Annotated in this window: 16 protein-coding genes and 3 pseudogenes; 3 read left to right on the forward strand and 16 right to left on the reverse strand. The window is 57.5% G+C overall.

Annotated elements, in window-relative coordinates; translation table 11 throughout:
* Window positions 1-423 precede the first annotated feature (423 nt).
* Window positions 424-480 (forward strand): hypothetical protein, encoded by a 57-nt coding sequence (locus J5278_RS31690; RefSeq protein WP_257623477.1) that lies wholly within the window; start codon window positions 424-426, stop codon window positions 478-480.
* 491 nt (window positions 481-971) lie between these two features.
* On the opposite strand, the gene J5278_RS24575 is transcribed toward J5278_RS31690, so the two are convergent.
* Window positions 972-1,781 carry a mechanosensitive ion channel family protein gene (locus tag J5278_RS24575; RefSeq protein ID WP_209186797.1) on the reverse strand — a complete coding sequence of 270 codons (810 nt, stop codon included), beginning with the start codon at window positions 1,779-1,781 and terminating at the stop codon, window positions 972-974.
* Window positions 1,782-2,011: 230 nt separating this feature from the next.
* Complete coding sequence (locus J5278_RS24580; RefSeq protein WP_209186798.1) at window positions 2,012-2,782, reverse strand: SDR family NAD(P)-dependent oxidoreductase; 771 nt, start codon at window positions 2,780-2,782, stop codon at window positions 2,012-2,014.
* Between the two features lie 604 nt (window positions 2,783-3,386).
* Between J5278_RS24580 and J5278_RS24585 the strand changes: the two genes are divergently transcribed.
* A complete protein-coding gene (locus J5278_RS24585; RefSeq protein WP_209187847.1) occupies window positions 3,387-3,815 on the forward strand; it encodes a MucR family transcriptional regulator in 429 nt (142 codons plus the stop codon).
* Between the two features lie 398 nt (window positions 3,816-4,213).
* Here J5278_RS24585 and J5278_RS24590 read toward each other — a convergent pair whose 3' ends face one another.
* The 6 genes and pseudogenes from J5278_RS24590 to J5278_RS24610 form a co-directional block, all read right to left on the reverse strand.
* A complete protein-coding gene (locus J5278_RS24590; protein ID WP_209186799.1) occupies window positions 4,214-4,858 on the reverse strand; it encodes a hypothetical protein in 645 nt (214 codons plus the stop codon).
* A gap of 36 nt (window positions 4,859-4,894) precedes the next feature.
* A pseudogene (locus tag J5278_RS31240) lies at window positions 4,895-5,068 on the reverse strand (VapC toxin family PIN domain ribonuclease); the annotation flags it as partial.
* A gap of 40 nt (window positions 5,069-5,108) precedes the next feature.
* Window positions 5,109-5,567, reverse strand: coding sequence for an RES family NAD+ phosphorylase (locus J5278_RS24595; RefSeq protein ID WP_247749905.1), 459 nt, complete (start codon window positions 5,565-5,567; stop codon window positions 5,109-5,111).
* A gap of 125 nt (window positions 5,568-5,692) precedes the next feature.
* Window positions 5,693-6,340, reverse strand: coding sequence for a hypothetical protein (locus tag J5278_RS24600; protein ID WP_247749906.1), 648 nt, complete (start codon window positions 6,338-6,340; stop codon window positions 5,693-5,695).
* A 537-nt stretch (window positions 6,341-6,877) separates the two neighbouring features.
* Window positions 6,878-7,777, reverse strand: a complete 900-nt coding sequence (locus J5278_RS24605) for a HEPN domain-containing protein (RefSeq protein WP_247749910.1) — start codon at window positions 7,775-7,777, stop codon at window positions 6,878-6,880.
* 496 nt (window positions 7,778-8,273) lie between these two features.
* Window positions 8,274-8,597 (reverse strand): hypothetical protein, encoded by a 324-nt coding sequence (locus J5278_RS24610; protein WP_209186802.1) that lies wholly within the window; start codon window positions 8,595-8,597, stop codon window positions 8,274-8,276.
* 540 nt (window positions 8,598-9,137) lie between these two features.
* Between J5278_RS24610 and J5278_RS24615 the strand changes: the two are divergent.
* Window positions 9,138-9,557: pseudogene (locus J5278_RS24615) on the forward strand (MucR family transcriptional regulator).
* A 383-nt stretch (window positions 9,558-9,940) separates the two neighbouring features.
* Here the strand turns inward: J5278_RS24615 and J5278_RS24620 are convergent.
* From J5278_RS24620 to tnpB, 8 genes and pseudogenes are all read right to left on the reverse strand, one after another.
* Entirely contained in the window at window positions 9,941-10,543 is a 603-nt protein-coding gene (locus J5278_RS24620) for a hypothetical protein (protein WP_257623437.1), read from the reverse strand.
* 78 nt (window positions 10,544-10,621) lie between these two features.
* A pseudogene (locus tag J5278_RS24625) lies at window positions 10,622-11,042 on the reverse strand (type II toxin-antitoxin system VapC family toxin).
* Complete coding sequence (locus J5278_RS24630; RefSeq protein ID WP_209186804.1) at window positions 11,039-11,305, reverse strand: type II toxin-antitoxin system prevent-host-death family antitoxin; 267 nt, start codon at window positions 11,303-11,305, stop codon at window positions 11,039-11,041. Before J5278_RS24630 ends, J5278_RS24625 begins: the two are co-directional and overlap by 4 nt.
* Before the next feature lie 834 nt (window positions 11,306-12,139).
* Window positions 12,140-12,844, reverse strand: coding sequence for a hypothetical protein (locus tag J5278_RS24635; protein WP_247749907.1), 705 nt, complete (start codon window positions 12,842-12,844; stop codon window positions 12,140-12,142).
* 443 nt (window positions 12,845-13,287) lie between these two features.
* A protein-coding gene (locus J5278_RS24640) for an IS630 family transposase (RefSeq protein WP_209186805.1) occupies window positions 13,288-14,234 on the reverse strand; the annotation gives its coding sequence in 2 pieces (ribosomal slippage) (window positions 13,288-13,886 and window positions 13,886-14,234; 948 coding nt in all).
* Between the two features lie 81 nt (window positions 14,235-14,315).
* A complete protein-coding gene (locus J5278_RS24645; RefSeq protein WP_209187419.1) occupies window positions 14,316-14,900 on the reverse strand; it encodes a plasmid pRiA4b ORF-3 family protein in 585 nt (194 codons plus the stop codon).
* A complete protein-coding gene (locus J5278_RS24650) occupies window positions 14,900-16,558 on the reverse strand; it encodes an IS66 family transposase (protein WP_219258763.1) in 1,659 nt (552 codons plus the stop codon). Before J5278_RS24650 ends, J5278_RS24645 begins: the two co-directional genes overlap by 1 nt.
* A gap of 77 nt (window positions 16,559-16,635) precedes the next feature.
* The gene (gene tnpB, locus J5278_RS24655; protein WP_374109200.1) at window positions 16,636-16,917 is read right to left on the reverse strand and encodes an IS66 family insertion sequence element accessory protein TnpB; all 282 of its coding nucleotides are present in this window, start codon (window positions 16,915-16,917) and stop codon (window positions 16,636-16,638) included.
* Window positions 16,918-16,922: the final 5 nt, after the last annotated feature.

The raw sequence follows: 16,922 nt of genomic DNA on the forward strand, positions 1-16,922 counted from the left end.
TGCATCATCTGCACCATTGAAAGGGTCAATAGACGTGCTTAACGCTGGAAACCCACTTTGATGCCCGGTAGTATTACGCCGTGACTATGGCACTCTTGGACGGCAAACTGATGCCTGATTTGTCGAGCAGAAAGCACTGGCAGCCAGGCTTGGCGCGTTTGCCAGACACCTGCACCTGGCTCCGGCCGTGGCGAAGGATATGGGCCGGTGCCGGACATTCGGGACTATACGATCGAGCACTGCATTGGGATCGCAGACGGCACCCTTGCGGCTGCGACTGATTGCAAAGGACAACTCATGGCCCGATGGAGAAAGCCGACGAAAGAGGAGGTTCTGCAAAACCGGCGAACACTGGCGGAACGGGCTCGAGCAGGGGATCTGCGGCTGCCCGGCGCCGTGGCGGAGATCCGGAAAGGGATCGGGATGACGCAGGAGGAGTTTGCCAAGGCACTTGGGCTATCTAGACGCCAAATTGCATAACTGGAAGCAGGAACTGCTAATCCCACACTGGAGACATTGAAGAAAATCGGTCGGGCCTTCGGTTTCGGGGGTTGGTTTTACGCCCAGAGGTGGATGACCGACAGAAGGCCATGACGTCAGGGAGCGAGGGCGTTGAGGACTACACCCATCTCGTCGGTTGATAGGCGGCCGTGTCATTTGAGGGTCGTTCGGATGCGTGCGAATGATCCAGAGCGCCATCGAGCACGCGCTGTCTCTTAGATCCCTGTCCTACCTCAGGTGCTGAAGTGTATAGCTTCACCTTCGATCGCGATCCTAGTGGTGGGCGGAGATCTCAATGCAGAATGGAGCGTCAAGCCCCAAACTACGCGACGTCTCCGCTTCCTTGACCGTTGAGACGGTGAGGTGCCCATGCCGTCGATATAGGCGCGTCTGTCCCTCGCTAAAAAGGCCACTTACCCGCGCGAGTCCAACATTTCGCATGTCCGGGAGGGGCCAATACGGCGTCGTCCTTATCGAATGGCAATCCCTTGCGCCTTCAGTCCGTCCTTCAATGCATCGATCATGTCGTGACGGGTTTCCGACCACTGTGATGTCGTCGCCCAGTACTGGAGCGTCAAGACGGTCTTGTCGGCGGTAAGGTCATCCGAGAAGACACGGGGAGGCGGGTTCGCTTTGACGCGTTCGTCTGAGGTCACGATGCCGATGATGGTCCGTTTGACCGCTGCGGCATCCACATCGTTGCCGATCGCCACCGAAAGCTCCTGGCGGCGCTCGCGTTCTCTGCTGTGGTTGGTGATCGGCGTATTCCACAGCGTCGAGTTCGGGGCCATCAGGTACAGACCGTCGACCGTTTTCATCTCGGTTGCAAACAGCCCGATCTCGACGATGAAGCCTTTGACGCTGCCTGTTTCGATGTATTCGCCGACCCGGAGAGGGCGGAGAACGAGAAGCATAATTCCGGCCGCGATATTCTGAAGGGTGCCCTGCAGGGCAAGGCCAATCGCCAGGCCCGCAGCGCCCAAGGCGGCAAGGAGCGAAGTCGTCTGGACGCCGAACTGACCGAGGACCGCCACGAAGACGAGCACCAGCAGTCCGTAGTGGACGACGCTCTGGAAGAAGCGGGCCAGGGTCTCGTCAATGCCATGGATGCGCGACATTCCCTTGTAGACCCATCGGCTGATCACTCCCGAAAGGATCCAGCCGATCACAAGCAGGACGATGGCACCGACGATTGAGAAGGAGTATTGAACTGCGAGCGCAGCGAGTTGGCTGAAGGCGGTTCGTGTCGCGACGAGTATGTTGTCAGGCTGGGGATTCATGTCTGGTTCTCGGTTTCCGGTCTGCACAAAACCGGCATGGCAAAGCTTGGTTCCAATTACAGACGTCCGATACCTCTTGTCCCGAGACGTTCGACAGCGAGAGACAATCTGGCGTGAACGATGTCGAAGACCAACGTCGCGGCAGAAATACACAGTCTCGGCAATGTTGGCTGGCCCACCCGCTGCCCAATCAACCCAATCGGTGTCGTCATCGAGCGCTTCTCAATGTGCTACCCGAAGAGGCCCACACCGGTCAGTCCTTCCAACTTGACCACCAGCTGGTCTTGAAAGCCTATGTTGGTTACCTCGGCACTCGGTTGTCGTTGTTGGCGATGATGCCAGTAGAAGCCGCTGACCTTGGCGGATGGATCATCGCTTGCCGCCAGCCAGCTTTGGGTTTCCTGCCCGGTCTTGAGGTTGCCTGGTGCTCCGGCTCCACCCATTTTGGTTGCCACCCAGCCCGGATCGACGGAATTGCTCAACACCTGCGGCCAGTGGCGGCCGATCGCTGCGGCCAATGCGGCGATCTGCAGTTTGGTTTCCGCGTAGGCTTGAGATGGACTCCACTGTCTTGCCGTCCAATCGATGTCCTCAAGAGAGCCCCCACCACCTTGGTGCAGCCCGCTGCTGAGATAGACCAGACGGTCCGGGCGATCGATGAGGGCTGTCAGAATATAGGGTGCCAGCGTGTTGATGGCCAGCGTCCGCGCATGACCTTCGGGGGTATTGCCACGCTGGGGTTCGGCATAGACCCCAGCATTGTGAATGACGGCATCCATTCGGCCGATCGCGTTCACCTGATCGGCAAGTTTGCGGGTTTCGACTGCGCTCGTGAGATCGCCGATGACGACAGCCAATGCACGGGATGCGATGCTTCGCAATGTGGAGGCCCTTTCCCTGGTCCGGGCGTGAAGGACGACCTCGTGGCCTTGTTCCAGGAGCGAACTGGCAGCAGCAAGGCCGAGGCCATCAGAAGAACCGGTGATGAAGATGCGGCGCATGGAAAACTCCGATTAAGGATCTTCAGATCAGATGTGGGTCGTACCCTATCACGATTGGTCGCCAGAACAGCGTCGCGCGACCGGACGGCCGCCGAAGGCATCTCCAGGTGACATGCAGGTGCCGCCGGACCCGTCGGGCCCTTGCTTGCTTGCCTGCTGCCTTTGCCTTCGTCGGCGTCTCTGCCCTTCAACGTCGAGCCGGACGATGTAGGTCGCGCAGGGAGTGACCGTCGAAGGATATCGTCGGACGGTCAGGCTCAATAGGCAGCGTACATCGAATAATTCGCGACGCGATGGTGGGTAATGAAGCAAACGTGCTGATCTTGTAGATCGCAAACCCCATAGGCCCGGAGCTGTCGGCATTGCCGGCGAATGGCACGGCACGGCACGCAAAGGTATGTAACGGCGGAGCGGTGCAACATCAGCGCGGATTTGGAGCCAAGTATACTTTCTCCGCAACCCGTTACCATCTCGAACAGGGCTATTAAACCTAATTTCCTCCACTATCAAAGTTGCGTTTCTGTTGTTTATATGAAAGAGACTACACATACTTTTATTTCGCTGGCTGATCAAAGCGGCGATATTGAAAATAGAGATCGGACGGATGGAAAATCTATCAAACGCTGCCAGCGAGGACTTACTCGTTGAATTGACCTCAGACATCGTATCGGCCTACGTGAGTAATCATGTCGTTCCTATGAGCGATTTGGGCTCCCTCATCGCTGACGTCCACGCGGCTTTGTTTTCAAGCTCGATACCTCCCGCTGAAGTGGCTGCCGAAAAGCAGAAGCCGGCCATTTCGGTCCGCAAATCTCTCCAGGACGATCAATTGACGTGCCTGGAATGTGGGCTTAGCTTCAAGTCGCTGAAGCGCCATCTGATGACCAGTCACTCCCTTCAACCCGATGAATATCGCGAGAAATGGGAGCTTTCGAGCGAATATCCCATGGTCGCACCGGCTTATGCAGACGCACGTTCGCGTTTGGCCAAGGAAAGTGGTCTTGGGCAGAGGCGTCGACAGAAGGTGGCCTGATTCGATGGGGTAGGGCGTCTTTGAAAATCGATGCCCATCTCCAGTGCCAGAATCAAGTGTTTCCCTTCCCTGGGCAAGGCAGCCCTCGCCCACAGTCCTTGAACGGTCGAAGTGTGACCGCCACGCCCGGTCGCAAGCCCTCCAACAGGATCGGGGATTTGACGCTTGTGTCGGGCCATGGCCCGGCCGGAGTTGCCTGCATCAGTCCCTTGGAACGGGAGGGCCAATCGAGGACAGGCGATTGCTCGGCCCGTTTCCAAGCCTGGCTGGTGCTTTCAGCTATCGATTTCCATTAAATTGCAATTCTAAATCGCGCTTCCGAAACCTCACCTTACGGTTTCACCCTCAATCAAGGGAGTGGACCTATCCTCTTTGACCCCCGATGAAATGTCGGCGTTCTACCAGCGCGGATCAGGCCACTCCGCATTTCCCCAGAGGGCGAATTCGGCCGGAGAGATCAGGTTTTTATCGCCGTTCTTCACGCGCATAGGGTAAAAGCGGTCATACATCGGGTCGAGACTTGCGAGAAGTTGCGCAAAGCCAGCCTTCCTTTGCGCTTTCGTCCATGAGCTATAGAGAGCTCCGCGACTATCCATCATGTCGAACACCTCAGACTGAGCTGGGTCGAGGCGCTGCCAAAGATCGACGATAAGCCCCGCCTGCGCTCCGAAATCCTCGCGCAATCCCTCTTCGATGACCGCCTCCAATGCATAAGCGATGGCTTGTGTCTTTGCCTTATGATCGAGGAACGCGAGGGATTGCCTCAGAAGCCTCTGCTGCAACATAAGAACAGGCCAAAGGATCTGGACACCATAGCGGACGCCGATTTCCTCAAAATGTTTTGGTGGTTTAATAATTTCGCGCTGCCGCTCATAGGCTTTTCGCACATCATACGCCAACCCGAGGAAGGAGCCTTCCTTGTCTTTCACAAGAGGCGAGCGATCGTTCACATCGTGAACGACTTCATGCAGCCAGGTCAGGGACGTGTAGTCTCCGATCAACAGGATGCCGGCGTGGTTCTTGAGCAAGCGGTAGGAAAGCATCCGCAGTATCCTTTCAGAACTCATGCGTTGGCCAAGTCAGACCGCCCATGGGTCAACGAGGTCTATTCCGAAGCATTTGAAATCCTTCGTCTTGCGTGACGCAAGCGTCAAATCCCGAGCCACGGCGGTGGCCGCGATCAGACCGTGCATGCATGCAAGTCCCCGGCCGCTTCGCTTGGCAAGTGCCATTAGGTTATTGGCCGCGAACGCGTCGGCAAGCTTGTCGCCGGCATCGAGTCAGCGGTGCCATCTAAGGCGAGAGTCCCGAGCCATATTCCTCCGCAATACGCCAAAACCAGTCCGCATCGAGATGGAGTTCGCGCGCCGTCTCGCTGAGCGCCAGGCCGGCGCGGTCGAATATCGCATAGCACACCTCCGTATCGTCGTGACGTGCGTGATAAGCGATACCGTCGACATTTTCACCGTGATCGAATATCGCCCGGGACCATGCCTGCGGCGCCCGATAGGGCAGGCCTGAATGGGGAACCTCCGCGGTTGCACCGGCTACAGCAAGTCCCTGACCGGTGAGATTGACCATGCGCAGGTCCCGTGTCGCGGACAGACGCACATAGGCTTTTCTTTTGAGAAACCCGATGTCGATCAGCGTGTTGCCAGGCGTCCGGAGAAATGTCTCGGCAAAGGCACCCTCGATCTTTTTAGCCGTGTAAAGAACGCCATAGGATCCGTCTGGGGCGTTAAAACGGCCCAAATCAGATCTATCGAAATAAACTGGTTCGAATGTCGATGTGTAGAACCGATGCATCTCCGATCTGACAGCGATTGATACGATCTGGAGTTTGCGGCTCTGAAAATCCGCAGGTGGCAGAGGAGGGCTCAAGCGCCCTGTTCTCCAAATCTGCGCGCCGCATCGACGACGAGGGCGATGTTGCCTTCACGCAATACGTCGATCGGTCGTCTTCCGCTCAGCCTGTCGTCTTCCCTTGCCAGAAAATTCAACACGCTCCAAGGGCTTTCAACCGGCAATGCCGCTTGAACTTCCTTCAGACCGTCGATCAAGACGCCAGACCGATCAAATTGCAAGGTGGGATAGCGGCGCCGGTTGCTGGGCCCCGGCACCGCCAGTAAGCTGCCTTCCTGAACCCTCTTGTCCACCGCCTGGCGCGTGATGCCATTCAGAAGCGCCTGAACTTCCTCAAGGTCATAGGCCCCGCCCGCGACCTTTAGATCGGACTGCGCGACGCGGATGCCCTGAAGTATTGCCTTGCTACGAGCGTCAGGCTCGAAAGCGCCTCTGTCGATCTCAGATTTTGCATCTGTTCGCGGTGTTTCCTGGTGACCAGTTTCCGCTTGGGCCATGCGAACGAGGAATCCATCGCTCTGGATGCGCTCGGCCAGGCGGCGCGCGACCGATCTGGCAGCCGCAGGCTTCGACGTGACCACTGCCACCCGTGCACCGGAGGGCAGCGAAAAACCGTCGACACCAGCGAAAGGATTAGTTTTCAGCACAAACATCGTCATCATGCCGTCTGGGCCTGCGTCGGTTTTCTTGCGCCTGCGCGCGGGTGCTCTCTCTACCATGTCATCTTCTCCTAGTCACAAGATGGGAGAGGCAGGCAATTTTGTCAACCTGGACAACTCGGTCAAATGATGATGCATGGAATTCCCCGTATCTGCCAAGCTTCGGTCAACCAGCTCGCCAATGCTGCGCGCCAAACTTCTGGCACAGAATGCCACTCACGAACGATGTTGGAAAATCGTCCACCACGGTTGGCCATAGTGTCCTGAGCAAATCCGCGTAGAGCACGATGGAGCGAGGCCAGCGCACAGCCCGACGCGGCCAAGTTTCTTTCGGAGCCCCAAGCTGAGCATAGCGAAGTCCTAAAGCAAATGGACAACAGAGAGCCCAATTCGACAATATAACTCAAAACGGTGACAGGAAGGTCCACTCGCGGCAGCGACAGCCGCGGGACTCAGTATTGCAGTGTAATTCGGAATGTCTTCTGTCTGCCCGACAACACGCTGCCTAGAGCCGTCAAATCGTAATTCAAGTTCAGACCTTCACTTGAGCCTTTCGGCGCAGATCTGTGCGACGATGTCCTGAAGCTGCTTGATCCGGCCGACAAGCCAATCAAGCTCTTCTTTGGTGATCTCATAGTGGGCTGAATATCGGGCATCAACATAGGCACGGTCGAGGCGGGTGAAGGATCGCGTTGCAAACTTTGTGTCGCGCGGCCAAGCCTCAATTAAGCGTGGATCGATGCGCTCCGCATGGGTTCTGAGCATGCCAAGGCGGTGCGATTTTGGGCTGTAGAGGGTCAGGACGAGAAGGACGCAATGGTAAAGCCGTTCAGATGCTTGGTGCAGCATGAACGCGGCATCGCGCCATCTTTGGCTTGAAATTCCAAACTCCGCGAAAGCGAATGCATCGACTGATAGCGGAAACCACTGATCGAAATGCCGCAGCGCCTCTTGGCGCTGAGCCTCTGGCGTCAGTGGCTTTGGCTCAATTAGCGGATGCCCAGGGACTTCGTATAGCGTAATCCCATCACGGGCGATGTCGACAAAGAAGGGCAGGCCGCGGGCTAGTTTATCGTTCACGTCCGACAAGCTATGAACAATGACTTTTGCCGGCGTCTGGAGGTGGTGTGTGACGGTGAATTCCTGTGTCAGGTGTTCGTCGATCTTCAGCCAGACGTCGTTCTCCTCGGCAAATCGGTTGGTGTTGACGACAGCGAGCAGATCGTAATCGGAGCGGTAACCGCTGTCGTGGTCTTCGACCCAATCGCCTCGGGCATAGGAGCCAAACAGGATCAGCTTCAGGATTCGTCCCGCGCGAGCTTTTTCAGAAAGTTTGGTTTTCTGGGCGTGCTCGAACTCCTCAAAGATAATCTGCACAACGTGAGACAGCTCGCGGCGTTTTGTGGCGGGCAGATGATCAAGTTGCTCGGGGAAGATCAAAACGGCCTCATGAAAATTTTCTTTGGAAATGCCAACATTGCGCAACGAATGATCGATTCTGTGACGCAAGCGGCAAAAAAGCAAGTGGTGACGCCTGGTATTAGGCAGTGCCATCCGCTCTTCTCCACCAGTGAGCTCACGCTGTTCCTTCGGCATACTCGGCCAGAGCACCGAGTGGCAGATCATTCCATGGCTACTTAGATACCCTTACGGCGGATTACATTGAGCAGTGCCAACGCTTGGTCTATTGGCCGCGAACACGTCGGCAAGCTTGTCACCGGCATCGAACGCGAGAGTGCCCTGCTGGCAGATCCTAACGACCGGGCGGATCACTTCGTGCGTACATAGTAGGATTTGGAGTCCGAGCGTAAGAGTTGCGTGCTTGGCAATATAACGAGGCGCTCGGGAAAGTACGGATCCCGCCGACTCCGTTCTAACATGGACTGAAAAAAGAACCCGCCGCTTCTGGCATGGTGGCTCCAGATCTGCGTCAACGTCACCCTCTGATCGTCGCGAGATTGGACAGCAGCAAGAGGCCATAGATCACGGCTACAATTGTTATCTGCCATACCAGCCCGGCAAACACGGACACACACCACATCAACAGCGCCGTGACCAAGATTGCAATGATCATCGAGAAAACAATCCCGGCGAGGCGCCGATAGAGGGGCCATATAAATACTCCCACCACGGCTATCCCCGTTGTCCGATTGCGATCGGAGCCTGGTTCACCGAGCCGACCGCTCAGCATATCTTTATTGATACGGGTGATCCCCGCCAGAAAATAGGCCAGAACGACCACTGCACTCCAAAACTCCACGACCCTGCTCCTACCGTAGTTTGCGAATTGTGCTGTCCCGCCTGCCGATACCACAGTCCACGGCAAGGCCACATGTCCGTCTCCCTGCCAGGGGTGGTATGGCGACCCCTGGCAGGGAGACGGTTGCTCGCACAACGCTCATAGCAAAGCTTTCATTGGGATCAACATAAGCGGCAAGCTGACCCTATCTGGCATCGGTAGAGCGTTTATATGTATTGCGGATAGACACTTCACAATCTGTGAGCTTCTATGTCTGCTCCTAGCTCTCGGGCCAGAAACTCCTTGGGATCGAGGCCGCTAGGGACCGGCTTGAAGGCGTTCCGTGGCAGTTTCGGCGTCGTTGGACCAATTAATTTAAAGAACGGGCCGTGGCTGAGGCGATGGAGCCGGACGCAAGCGTTCCAACGATTGCGCATCGCATCGGACACAGCCAGGTCCAGTTCAATCATGCCGGCTCGTGGCTTTGGTCGACGGAATGGGCTGGAAGCGGGTTCCTCTCGCGCCTGACAATACGGCGATATTGGAAAAGAGATCGGACGGATGGAAACTCCAGCAATCGCTCCAAGGGAGGACTTACTCGTTGAATTGACCTCGGATATCGTATCGGCAACCATGTCGTGTCCGTGAGCGATTTGGGGTCCCTCATCGCCGAGGTGCACGCGGCTTTGACGTCGAGCTCCCTGCCGCCCGCCGCTGAAGTGGTTGCCGAAAAGCAGAAGCCAGTCATTTCCGTCCGAAAGTCCATCCAGGACGAAATTGACGTGCCTGGAATGTTGGCTTGCCTTCAAGTCTCTGAAGCGCCATCTAAGGACCAATCACTCGCTTCTACCGGAAGAATATCGCGAGAAACGGGAGCTTTCGAGCAACTATCCCATGGTCGCCCCGGCCTACGCGGAGGCACGTTCACGTTTGGCCAAGGAGAGTGGTCTTGGGCAGAGGCGTCGGCAGAAGGTGGCCTGAAACGATGGGGTAGTGCATCCTGAAAATCGATGCCCATCTCACGTCCACGGTTCCATGGGCGAACCGGTCAACGCCCTCGGTCCTTGAGCGGGCGAAGTGCAACCGCCATCCCAGGTCACTAGCCGTCAAACGGGATGATTGATTTCATGCTTCGTCGGGCCATGGCCCGTCCGATGTCGCCTGCATCAGTCCATCGGAATGGGGTACCAATCGATGACTGGCGACTGCTCGGCCTGTTGCCAAGTCGGATTGTGGCTTTCAGCTGTCGCTTTCAATTGAAGCGCTACCTTAAAAATATGGTTCTGAGATCTCACCTCACGGTTCCACCCGCAATCGGGGGGAGGGAACCTATCCTTTCGGACCGCCGATGAAACGCCGGCGTTCTACCAGCGCGGATCGGGCCACTCTGCATGTTCCCAGGCGGCGAATTCCGCCGGAGAAATCAGGTTTTTATCGCCGTTCTTCAGTCGCATAGAATAAAAGCGCTCATACATCGGGTCGAAACTGGACAGAAGTTGCGCAAAGCCGGCCTTCCTTTGCCTTTTCGTCCATGAGCAATAAAGACCTCCGCGACTATCCATCATGTCGAACACTTCAGGCTGAGCTGGGTCGAGGCGCTGCCAAAGATCGATGACAATCCCGGCCTGCGCTCCAAAATCTCCGCGCAGTCCATCCTCGATGACCGCCTCCAAGGCATAAGCGATGGCTTGTGTCTTGGCTGTATGATCGAGAAACGCGAGAGATTGCCTCAGGAGCCTCTGCTGCAACATGAGAACGGGCCAAAGGATCTGGACACCATAGCGGACGCCGACTTCCTCAGAGCGTTTGGGTGGATGAATAATTTCGCGCTGCCGCTCATAGGGTTTTCGCACATCATACGCCAACCCGAGGAAGGAGCCTTCCTTGTCTTTCACAAGAGGCGAGCGATCGTTTACATCGTGAACGACTTCATGGAGCCAGGTCAGGGACGTGTAGTCGCCGATCAACAGGATGCCGGCGTAGTTCTTGAGCAAGCGGTAGGAAAGCATCCGCAGTATCCTTTCAGAGCCTATGCGAAGGCCCAGTCAGACCGCCCATGGGTCAACGAGGTCTATTCCGAAGCCTTCGAAATCCTTCGTCTTGCGTGTCGCAAGCGTCAAATCGCGAGCGACGGCGGTGGCCGCGACCAGACCGTCGATTGTGCAGTCCCCGGCCGCTTCGCTTGGCGAGAGCCGTGAGATCACCCCAAGCCAAGGCAACATGCGCTTCCACCGGAATAATCCTTTTGTCAAGACGCTGGGGCAGATCATGCGTAAGCCACGTGTCCAAGGCGTCGCGCTTTCGCCAAATCTCCATAAGCGCAACGCTGCGGCGGATTTCGGCAATCGAGACAATGCTGATGAATGTGCGATCTTCATCAAGCACGTCAAGCCAACTCAAGACACATTCAGCGGGGCGAAGTTTTGTAACTTCCAACAGAAAATTGGTGTCGAGGAGCAGTCTCATAGGGACGAGTCGAGCGGCTCGTCTCTTAGCCGCTCAGCGTCCAGATCGGCGCCACGCAGAGGCGACGCCAATAGAAATTCCGCAAGCGATCCCCGACGCGCGGTCTTCTTCTCCCATTCCTCGGCAGAGACGACCACCACGCTCGGCTTTCCGTTGCGGGTAATGGTCTGAGGCGCCACCTGCGCGCGCTCCATCACCTCCAAAAGTTTCGCCTTCGCTCCCGCAACTGTCCAGCTCATATCATCGTGCATCGATGCGCGCATTGTCTCACCTACAACTGGAATGACCATCATGACTATAATGCTTGAGCCGCGTCTCTGCAAAGTGCGCCGTCAGACGGTGGCAGCTGCAGGGACAGCGAAAGTTCTGGTGCATTGGTTAGAGTTAAGCCGGGCCGATCGCGCCGCCGCTGATATCTGCGTGTCATCCGTAGGAACACCAAGCCGTTTCCTGGACGAAGCGTTCGTCGACCTCGGCAGTGGAGCGAGGCCAGCGCAATGGGAGTGACCAGAGAACGTGAAGGCGCCCTCGACCCTGCTGAGTTCGTCGCGAGCTCTGCGGCCCGCTTCACAAGCGGGGCGGGGTCCCTTCCCTTCCGTTCGGCCAATCGGACCCGAGAGCCTCCCCTTGCCCAGTCACGCGGCGAAAGAGGGGATATAGGCCAGCTTTTCGAACTTGATCAAGGTCTCGAACGCGGCAACCGGGCAGGTCCATGCCTGCGGCACGCGATAGTGCAGGCCAGAATGGGAACCTCCACGCAGTCTTACCAGCCACGGCAAGTCCCCGACCGTCAGGTGATCGTGGGCGGCCCTCGGTCGCGGACACGCCCTTACAGGTTTTTCTTTCGAGAAACCCGATATCGGTGAGGGTGTTGCCAGGCGTCCGGAGGAATGTCTCTGCAAAGGCCCCCTCGATTTTCCAAGCCATACAACGAACGCCACAGGATCCGTCTGGCGCGTTGTAGCGGGTCAGTTCGGATCTATCGAAATAAACCGGTTCGAATGTCGACGTGTAGACCCGATGCATCTCCGATCTGACAGCGATCGATACGATCTGTGGTTTTCGGCTCTGAAAATCGCCAGGTGGGGGAGGAGGGCTCAAGCGCCCTGTTCTCCAAATATGCGTGCCGCATCGACGACGAGGGCGATGTTGCCTCCACGCAATACGTCGATCGGTCGTCTTCCGCTCAGTCTGTCGTCTTCCCTTGCCAGAAAGTTCAACACGCCCCAAGGGCTTTCAACCGGCAATGCCGCTTGGACTTCCTTCAGACCGTCGATCAAGACTCCAGACCGATCAAATTGCAAGGTGGGATAGCGGCGCCGGTTGCTGGGTCCCGGCACCGCTAGTAAGCTGCCTTCCTGAACCCTCTTGTCCACCGCCTGGCGCGTGATGCCATTGAGAAGCGCCTGAACTTCCTCAAGGTCATAGGCTCCGCCAGCGGCCTTCAGATCGGATTGTGCGATGCGGATGCCCTGAAGGATTGCCTTGCTACGAGCGTCAGGCTCGAAAGCGCCTCTGTCGATCCCAGCTTTTGCATCTGTTCGCGGTGTTTCCTGGCGAGCAGTTTCCGCTTGGGCCGTACGAACGACGAACCCATCGCTCTGAATGCGCTCGGACAGGCGGCGCGCGACCGATCTTGCAGCCGCGGGCTTCGACGTGACCACCGCCACCCGTGCACCGGGGGGCAGCAAAAAACCGTCGACGTCGGCGAAAGGGTTGGTTTTCAGCACAAACATCGTCATCATGCCGTCCGGGCCAGCGTCCGTCTTCTTGCGCCTGCGCGCGGGTGGTTTCTGTACCATTTCATCATCTCCTGATCGCAGGATGGGAGAGACAGGCAACTTCGTCACCCTAGATGATGACGCATCGAATTGCCCGCATCTGTCAAGCTTCGGACAACCAGCTCGCCAATGCTTCGCGCCAAACTTCGGGCACAGAATGCCACTCAAGAACGATGGTGTAAAATCGTCCACCATGATTGGCCACAGTGACCCGAGCAAATCCACGTGGAGCACGATGGTGCGAGACCAGCGCACAGCCGGCGCGGCTAGGTTTCTTTCGGAGCCCCAAGCTAAGCATAGCGAAGTCCCAAAGCAAATCGACAATAGGGAGGTCGTTTCGACAATGCCACTCACAACGGTGACAGGAAGGTCCGCCACGCGTGCGGCCGAGGAGGCGATCTGCCGTCTCACCGCATCAAAAATCCCAAGGTCAAATCCTGTATGGCCACTAGAGCGTTTCCCCTTCATGCTGGATCGTACCCGCATGATGTGAAGAAGTTGCGGGCCTCTTGAGGCTCAACGAGGTCGATCAGTTTCCCGATCCTGTCCCACAGGCCCGTCACGGTGCGTTCTGCCGCCTTGCGCAGGAGCGCTTTCAGCTTCGAGAATGCCTTCTCAATGGGATTGAAGTCTGGGCTGTAGGGCGGGAGGAACAGCATGCGCGCACCGGCAGCCTCTATCATTTCACGCGCCGCCGGTCGCTTATGGCTGGAGAGATTGTCAAGGATGACGACATCGCCAGGCTTTAGGGTCGGCACAAGAACCTGGGCGACATATGCCTCGAACCATTCTCCGTTGATCGGCCCGTCGATAACGAGTGGCGCAACCATTCCCGTGCTGCGCAAGCCAGCCACCAGCGTTGTGGTCTTGCGGTGGCCGTGCGGAAAGCCCATTCTCAGGCGCTCTCCCTTCCGGCAGCGTCCGTGCGTGCGCGCCATGTTCGTCGCGGTCCAGGTTTCGTCGATGAAGACGAGCTTGGCAGGATCAAGGTCCAGTTGATCATCGAACCACTGCTGACGCTGTTCCAGGACGTCGGGACGGCTTTGCTCTACCGCGTGGCCAGTCTTTTTTTGCGAGTCTGGCCGTGCCGGACAAGAAACCGGTGCAAAGCCGATTTGCTGATCGTGACGCCCTGGGCAGAAAGCGCGTCACGCAGCTCGAACAAGGTTCCATCGCGGTGCTCGGCGAGCCATGCCATGATCGCCTCGCCATGGGCCTCTGTCTTTCGGGAATTTCGATCTCCGCCAAGAGGACCAGGTTGCACGTCGCCTTGGCAAAGTTGCAGATTCCGCCAGCGGCTGACGCTCGCGGCACTCACGCCGAACCGTTCGGCGGCTTCGCGGTGGGTCGCACCAGCGGAAACAGCAGCAAGCACGCGAATACGCAGATCGATAGACAGAGCCTTTGACATATCCGCCGACCTCCATCGGCAGATAGTTTGAATCAGACGGCACCTGATTTGCAAAGTAAGCATTCGCCGAGGACCGCAGGTTCAGCTTTTCTTTCGCGATCGGCGTTTCCACTTTGCAGCTAAAGCCTCGACGTTTTTGCGGAGATTGCCGGCGTCGACATCGCCAGGATCGTAGTGCGCATCGCCCCACCATTCCACAAGTTCGTGGTGACGCTCATGGTTGGTGTCCGCAATGGCCTCGCGGAACTCTTCATAACCCCACGGACCGCCGACATCCTCCGGTGGACATCGTCCGACAACGTCAAGCAGGAAGGGATCGTCGAAGCCGGCGGTCGCCGGTAAAACCTTTTCGATTTTCACGGTGTGCGTCCAGCCGTCGCCGAAGTCATAGAGATACTTGAATGATTTCGCGCCGATATCTTCTATGGCAGCAAGAAGCGTTTCTTTGCGTGCATCGATGGGACCATCAAAGCCGCCATCAGGCACGCCGAACCCGATGTCACGGATCCTGAACTCATACAGATGGCTGTTCGTCCAGCCGAAAGCCTCCTGAAGAACCTCATGAAGCCGGTCAAGCCGAATGCGGAATGGGACGACAACGCGCCGCATCACCAAGGGATCAACGTCATCGAGCATGATCTTTAAGCGAACGAGAGGACCTGCCATCAGGCCGCCTGCCTCAGTGGCGATGTTGTGGTTTCCCGCCAATTCCAGGGGAGAAGCTCATCAAGACGGCTGACTGGATGGTCGGCGATGCGGGCAAGGACATCGGCAAGCCAGGCCTGTGGGTCAATGCGATTCATTTTCGCGGTGACTATCAGGCTGTACATGGCCGCCGCCCGCTGGCCCCCTCGATCGGAACCGGCAAATAGCCAGGCTTTCCGTCCGAGTGCCACACCGCGCAGAGATCGCTCCGCACAATTGTTCGACAGGCAAATGCGCCCGTCGTCGAGGAAACGGGTGAACGATTCCCAGCGGTTCAGCATGTAGTCAAACGCCTTTGCCAAGTCATTGTCGCGCGGTAACCTAGCGCGATGTTCGCGTATCCATATCTCCACGTCGTCGATCAGCGGTTTTGACAACTGCTGGCGGATTGCTTTTCTCTCATCGGCCGTACGGCCATTGATATGGCGCTCGATTTCGAACAGTGCGTCGATCCGCTGCACCATGTTCAAGGCGACCGGCGAGATGACGGCGGCATTTTTACCCTGCGCTTTTCGGCGCGCGTTGGCCTCCAAATCGGCTTGCGCAAAGAATGGTCGCCTCGCATGCGCCCAACACGCCGCCTCATGAATCGGGCCCGGACTTCGATCAGGAAGATAGAGCTGGCCATAGCCCGTATAGGCATCCGCCTGAAGGATGCCGCTATAATTGGCCAGATGCGCCTGTGGATGTTCGCCGGCCCGGTCCCGGGAATAATAGAACATCGCCGACGGAGGCGCCGTTCCGCCAAACGGAGCATCGTCCTTGACGTAGCTCCATATCCGACCGGTGACGGTCTTGCCGAGAGCGAGAACCGGCACGGTCGTGTCATCACCGTGGATCCGTTCAGACGCGAACGTATGGCTTTCAATCCGCCTCACAAGCGGGTCAAGGACCTGGCAGCACGCGCCAATCGCGTCTGCTGCTGTCGACAGACTGACTGGCACACCTTCCAGGGCAAAACGTTCGACCTGGCGATTGAGGGGAATGTGCTGGCCGAACTTGTCGCAGAGCATCATCGCCAAAAGGCTCGGACCCGCCCATCCTCTCGGTATGACATGGAAGGGTGCAGGTGCCTGGCTGATCTTCTCGCAGTCACGGCAGGTGAACTTTTCCCGCACCGTCTGAATGACCTTCCAGCTACGCGGTACGCTCTCCATCGTTTCGGTGATGTCTTCGCCGAGCTTGCGAAGCCGTTCACCGCCACAGCAGCTGCAGGCAACCGGACCAGGCACCACGACACGCTCACGCGGAAGATATTCCGGGAAAGGCTTCTTGACGGGCCGCTTGCGCGTAAAGCCGGTGACCGCAATCGCAGCAGCTGCGGCAACGGCCATTTCGGCGGCAAGCTCATCTTCGGTCGCCGCCGCTTCGGCGTCCTCAAGCATCAGCTCCATCTGCGCGATCAGCCGCGCTGTCCGTTCCGACTTCTGACCGCGCAGTTCCCGTTGCAGCTTTTCGATATAGACTTTCTGGCGAAGAATGATGGCCTGATCGTCGGCCTCCTTGGCCTTGGCAACAGCCAATTCGGCCAAAGCAGTAGCCCGTTCCGACCGCGCAATCGCTAGCTCTGCTTCCAGGGCTGCAGCATGATCACGGTGATTTCCCGAGCCGGTTTCCATGCTCGAAGTGAATCACAAAACCACTGATTTGTATAGCTTTTCTTGGTGCTGCCGCACGCAATCCCGCCAAAAAAACGCTATCCCGCGCTCGTCGGGCGCCATGTCTGCTGCGGGTTTCGCCAGTCAATTCCCTCAAGCAGATAGGACATCTGGCCAGCCGTCAGCGCAATCGCTCCATCCTCCGTCGCCGGCCAGATAAAGCGGCCGCGCTCGAGCCGCTTTGCGTATAGCGAAAGTCCAATTCCGTCATGCCAAAGAGCCTTGATCAGCCGGCCACTTTTCCCCCGGAAGACAAAAACGTCCCCCTTGAACGGATCACGGCCCAGACCTTCCTGCACGATCAGAGCAAGACCCTGCATCCCTT

The organism is Rhizobium sp. B21/90, from assembly GCF_019355815.1.
GTDB classification, from domain to species: Bacteria; Pseudomonadota; Alphaproteobacteria; order Rhizobiales; family Rhizobiaceae; genus Rhizobium; species Rhizobium rhododendri.

Coding starts and splice junctions, on each gene's coding strand:
- J5278_RS24575 (WP_209186797.1), bottom strand. CDS start 1,781: ATGAATCCCCAGCCTGACAACATACTCGTCGCGACACGAACCGCCTTC.
- J5278_RS24650 (WP_219258763.1), bottom strand. CDS start 16,558: ATGGAAACCGGCTCGGGAAATCACCGTGATCATGCTGCAGCCCTGGAA.
- J5278_RS24645 (WP_209187419.1), bottom strand. CDS start 14,900: ATGGCAGGTCCTCTCGTTCGCTTAAAGATCATGCTCGATGACGTTGAT.
- J5278_RS24600 (WP_247749906.1), bottom strand. CDS start 6,340: ATGATGACGATGTTTGTGCTGAAAACTAATCCTTTCGCTGGTGTCGAC.
- J5278_RS24635 (WP_247749907.1), bottom strand. CDS start 12,844: ATGGTACAGAAACCACCCGCGCGCAGGCGCAAGAAGACGGACGCTGGC.
- J5278_RS24580 (WP_209186798.1), bottom strand. CDS start 2,782: ATGCGCCGCATCTTCATCACCGGTTCTTCTGATGGCCTCGGCCTTGCT.
- J5278_RS24630 (WP_209186804.1), bottom strand. CDS start 11,305: ATGCGCGCATCGATGCACGATGATATGAGCTGGACAGTTGCGGGAGCG.
- J5278_RS24585 (WP_209187847.1), top strand. CDS start 3,387: ATGGAAAATCTATCAAACGCTGCCAGCGAGGACTTACTCGTTGAATTG.
- tnpB (WP_374109200.1), bottom strand. CDS start 16,917: ATGCAGGGTCTTGCTCTGATCGTGCAGGAAGGTCTGGGCCGTGATCCG.
- J5278_RS24590 (WP_209186799.1), bottom strand. CDS start 4,858: ATGCTTTCCTACCGCTTGCTCAAGAACCACGCCGGCATCCTGTTGATC.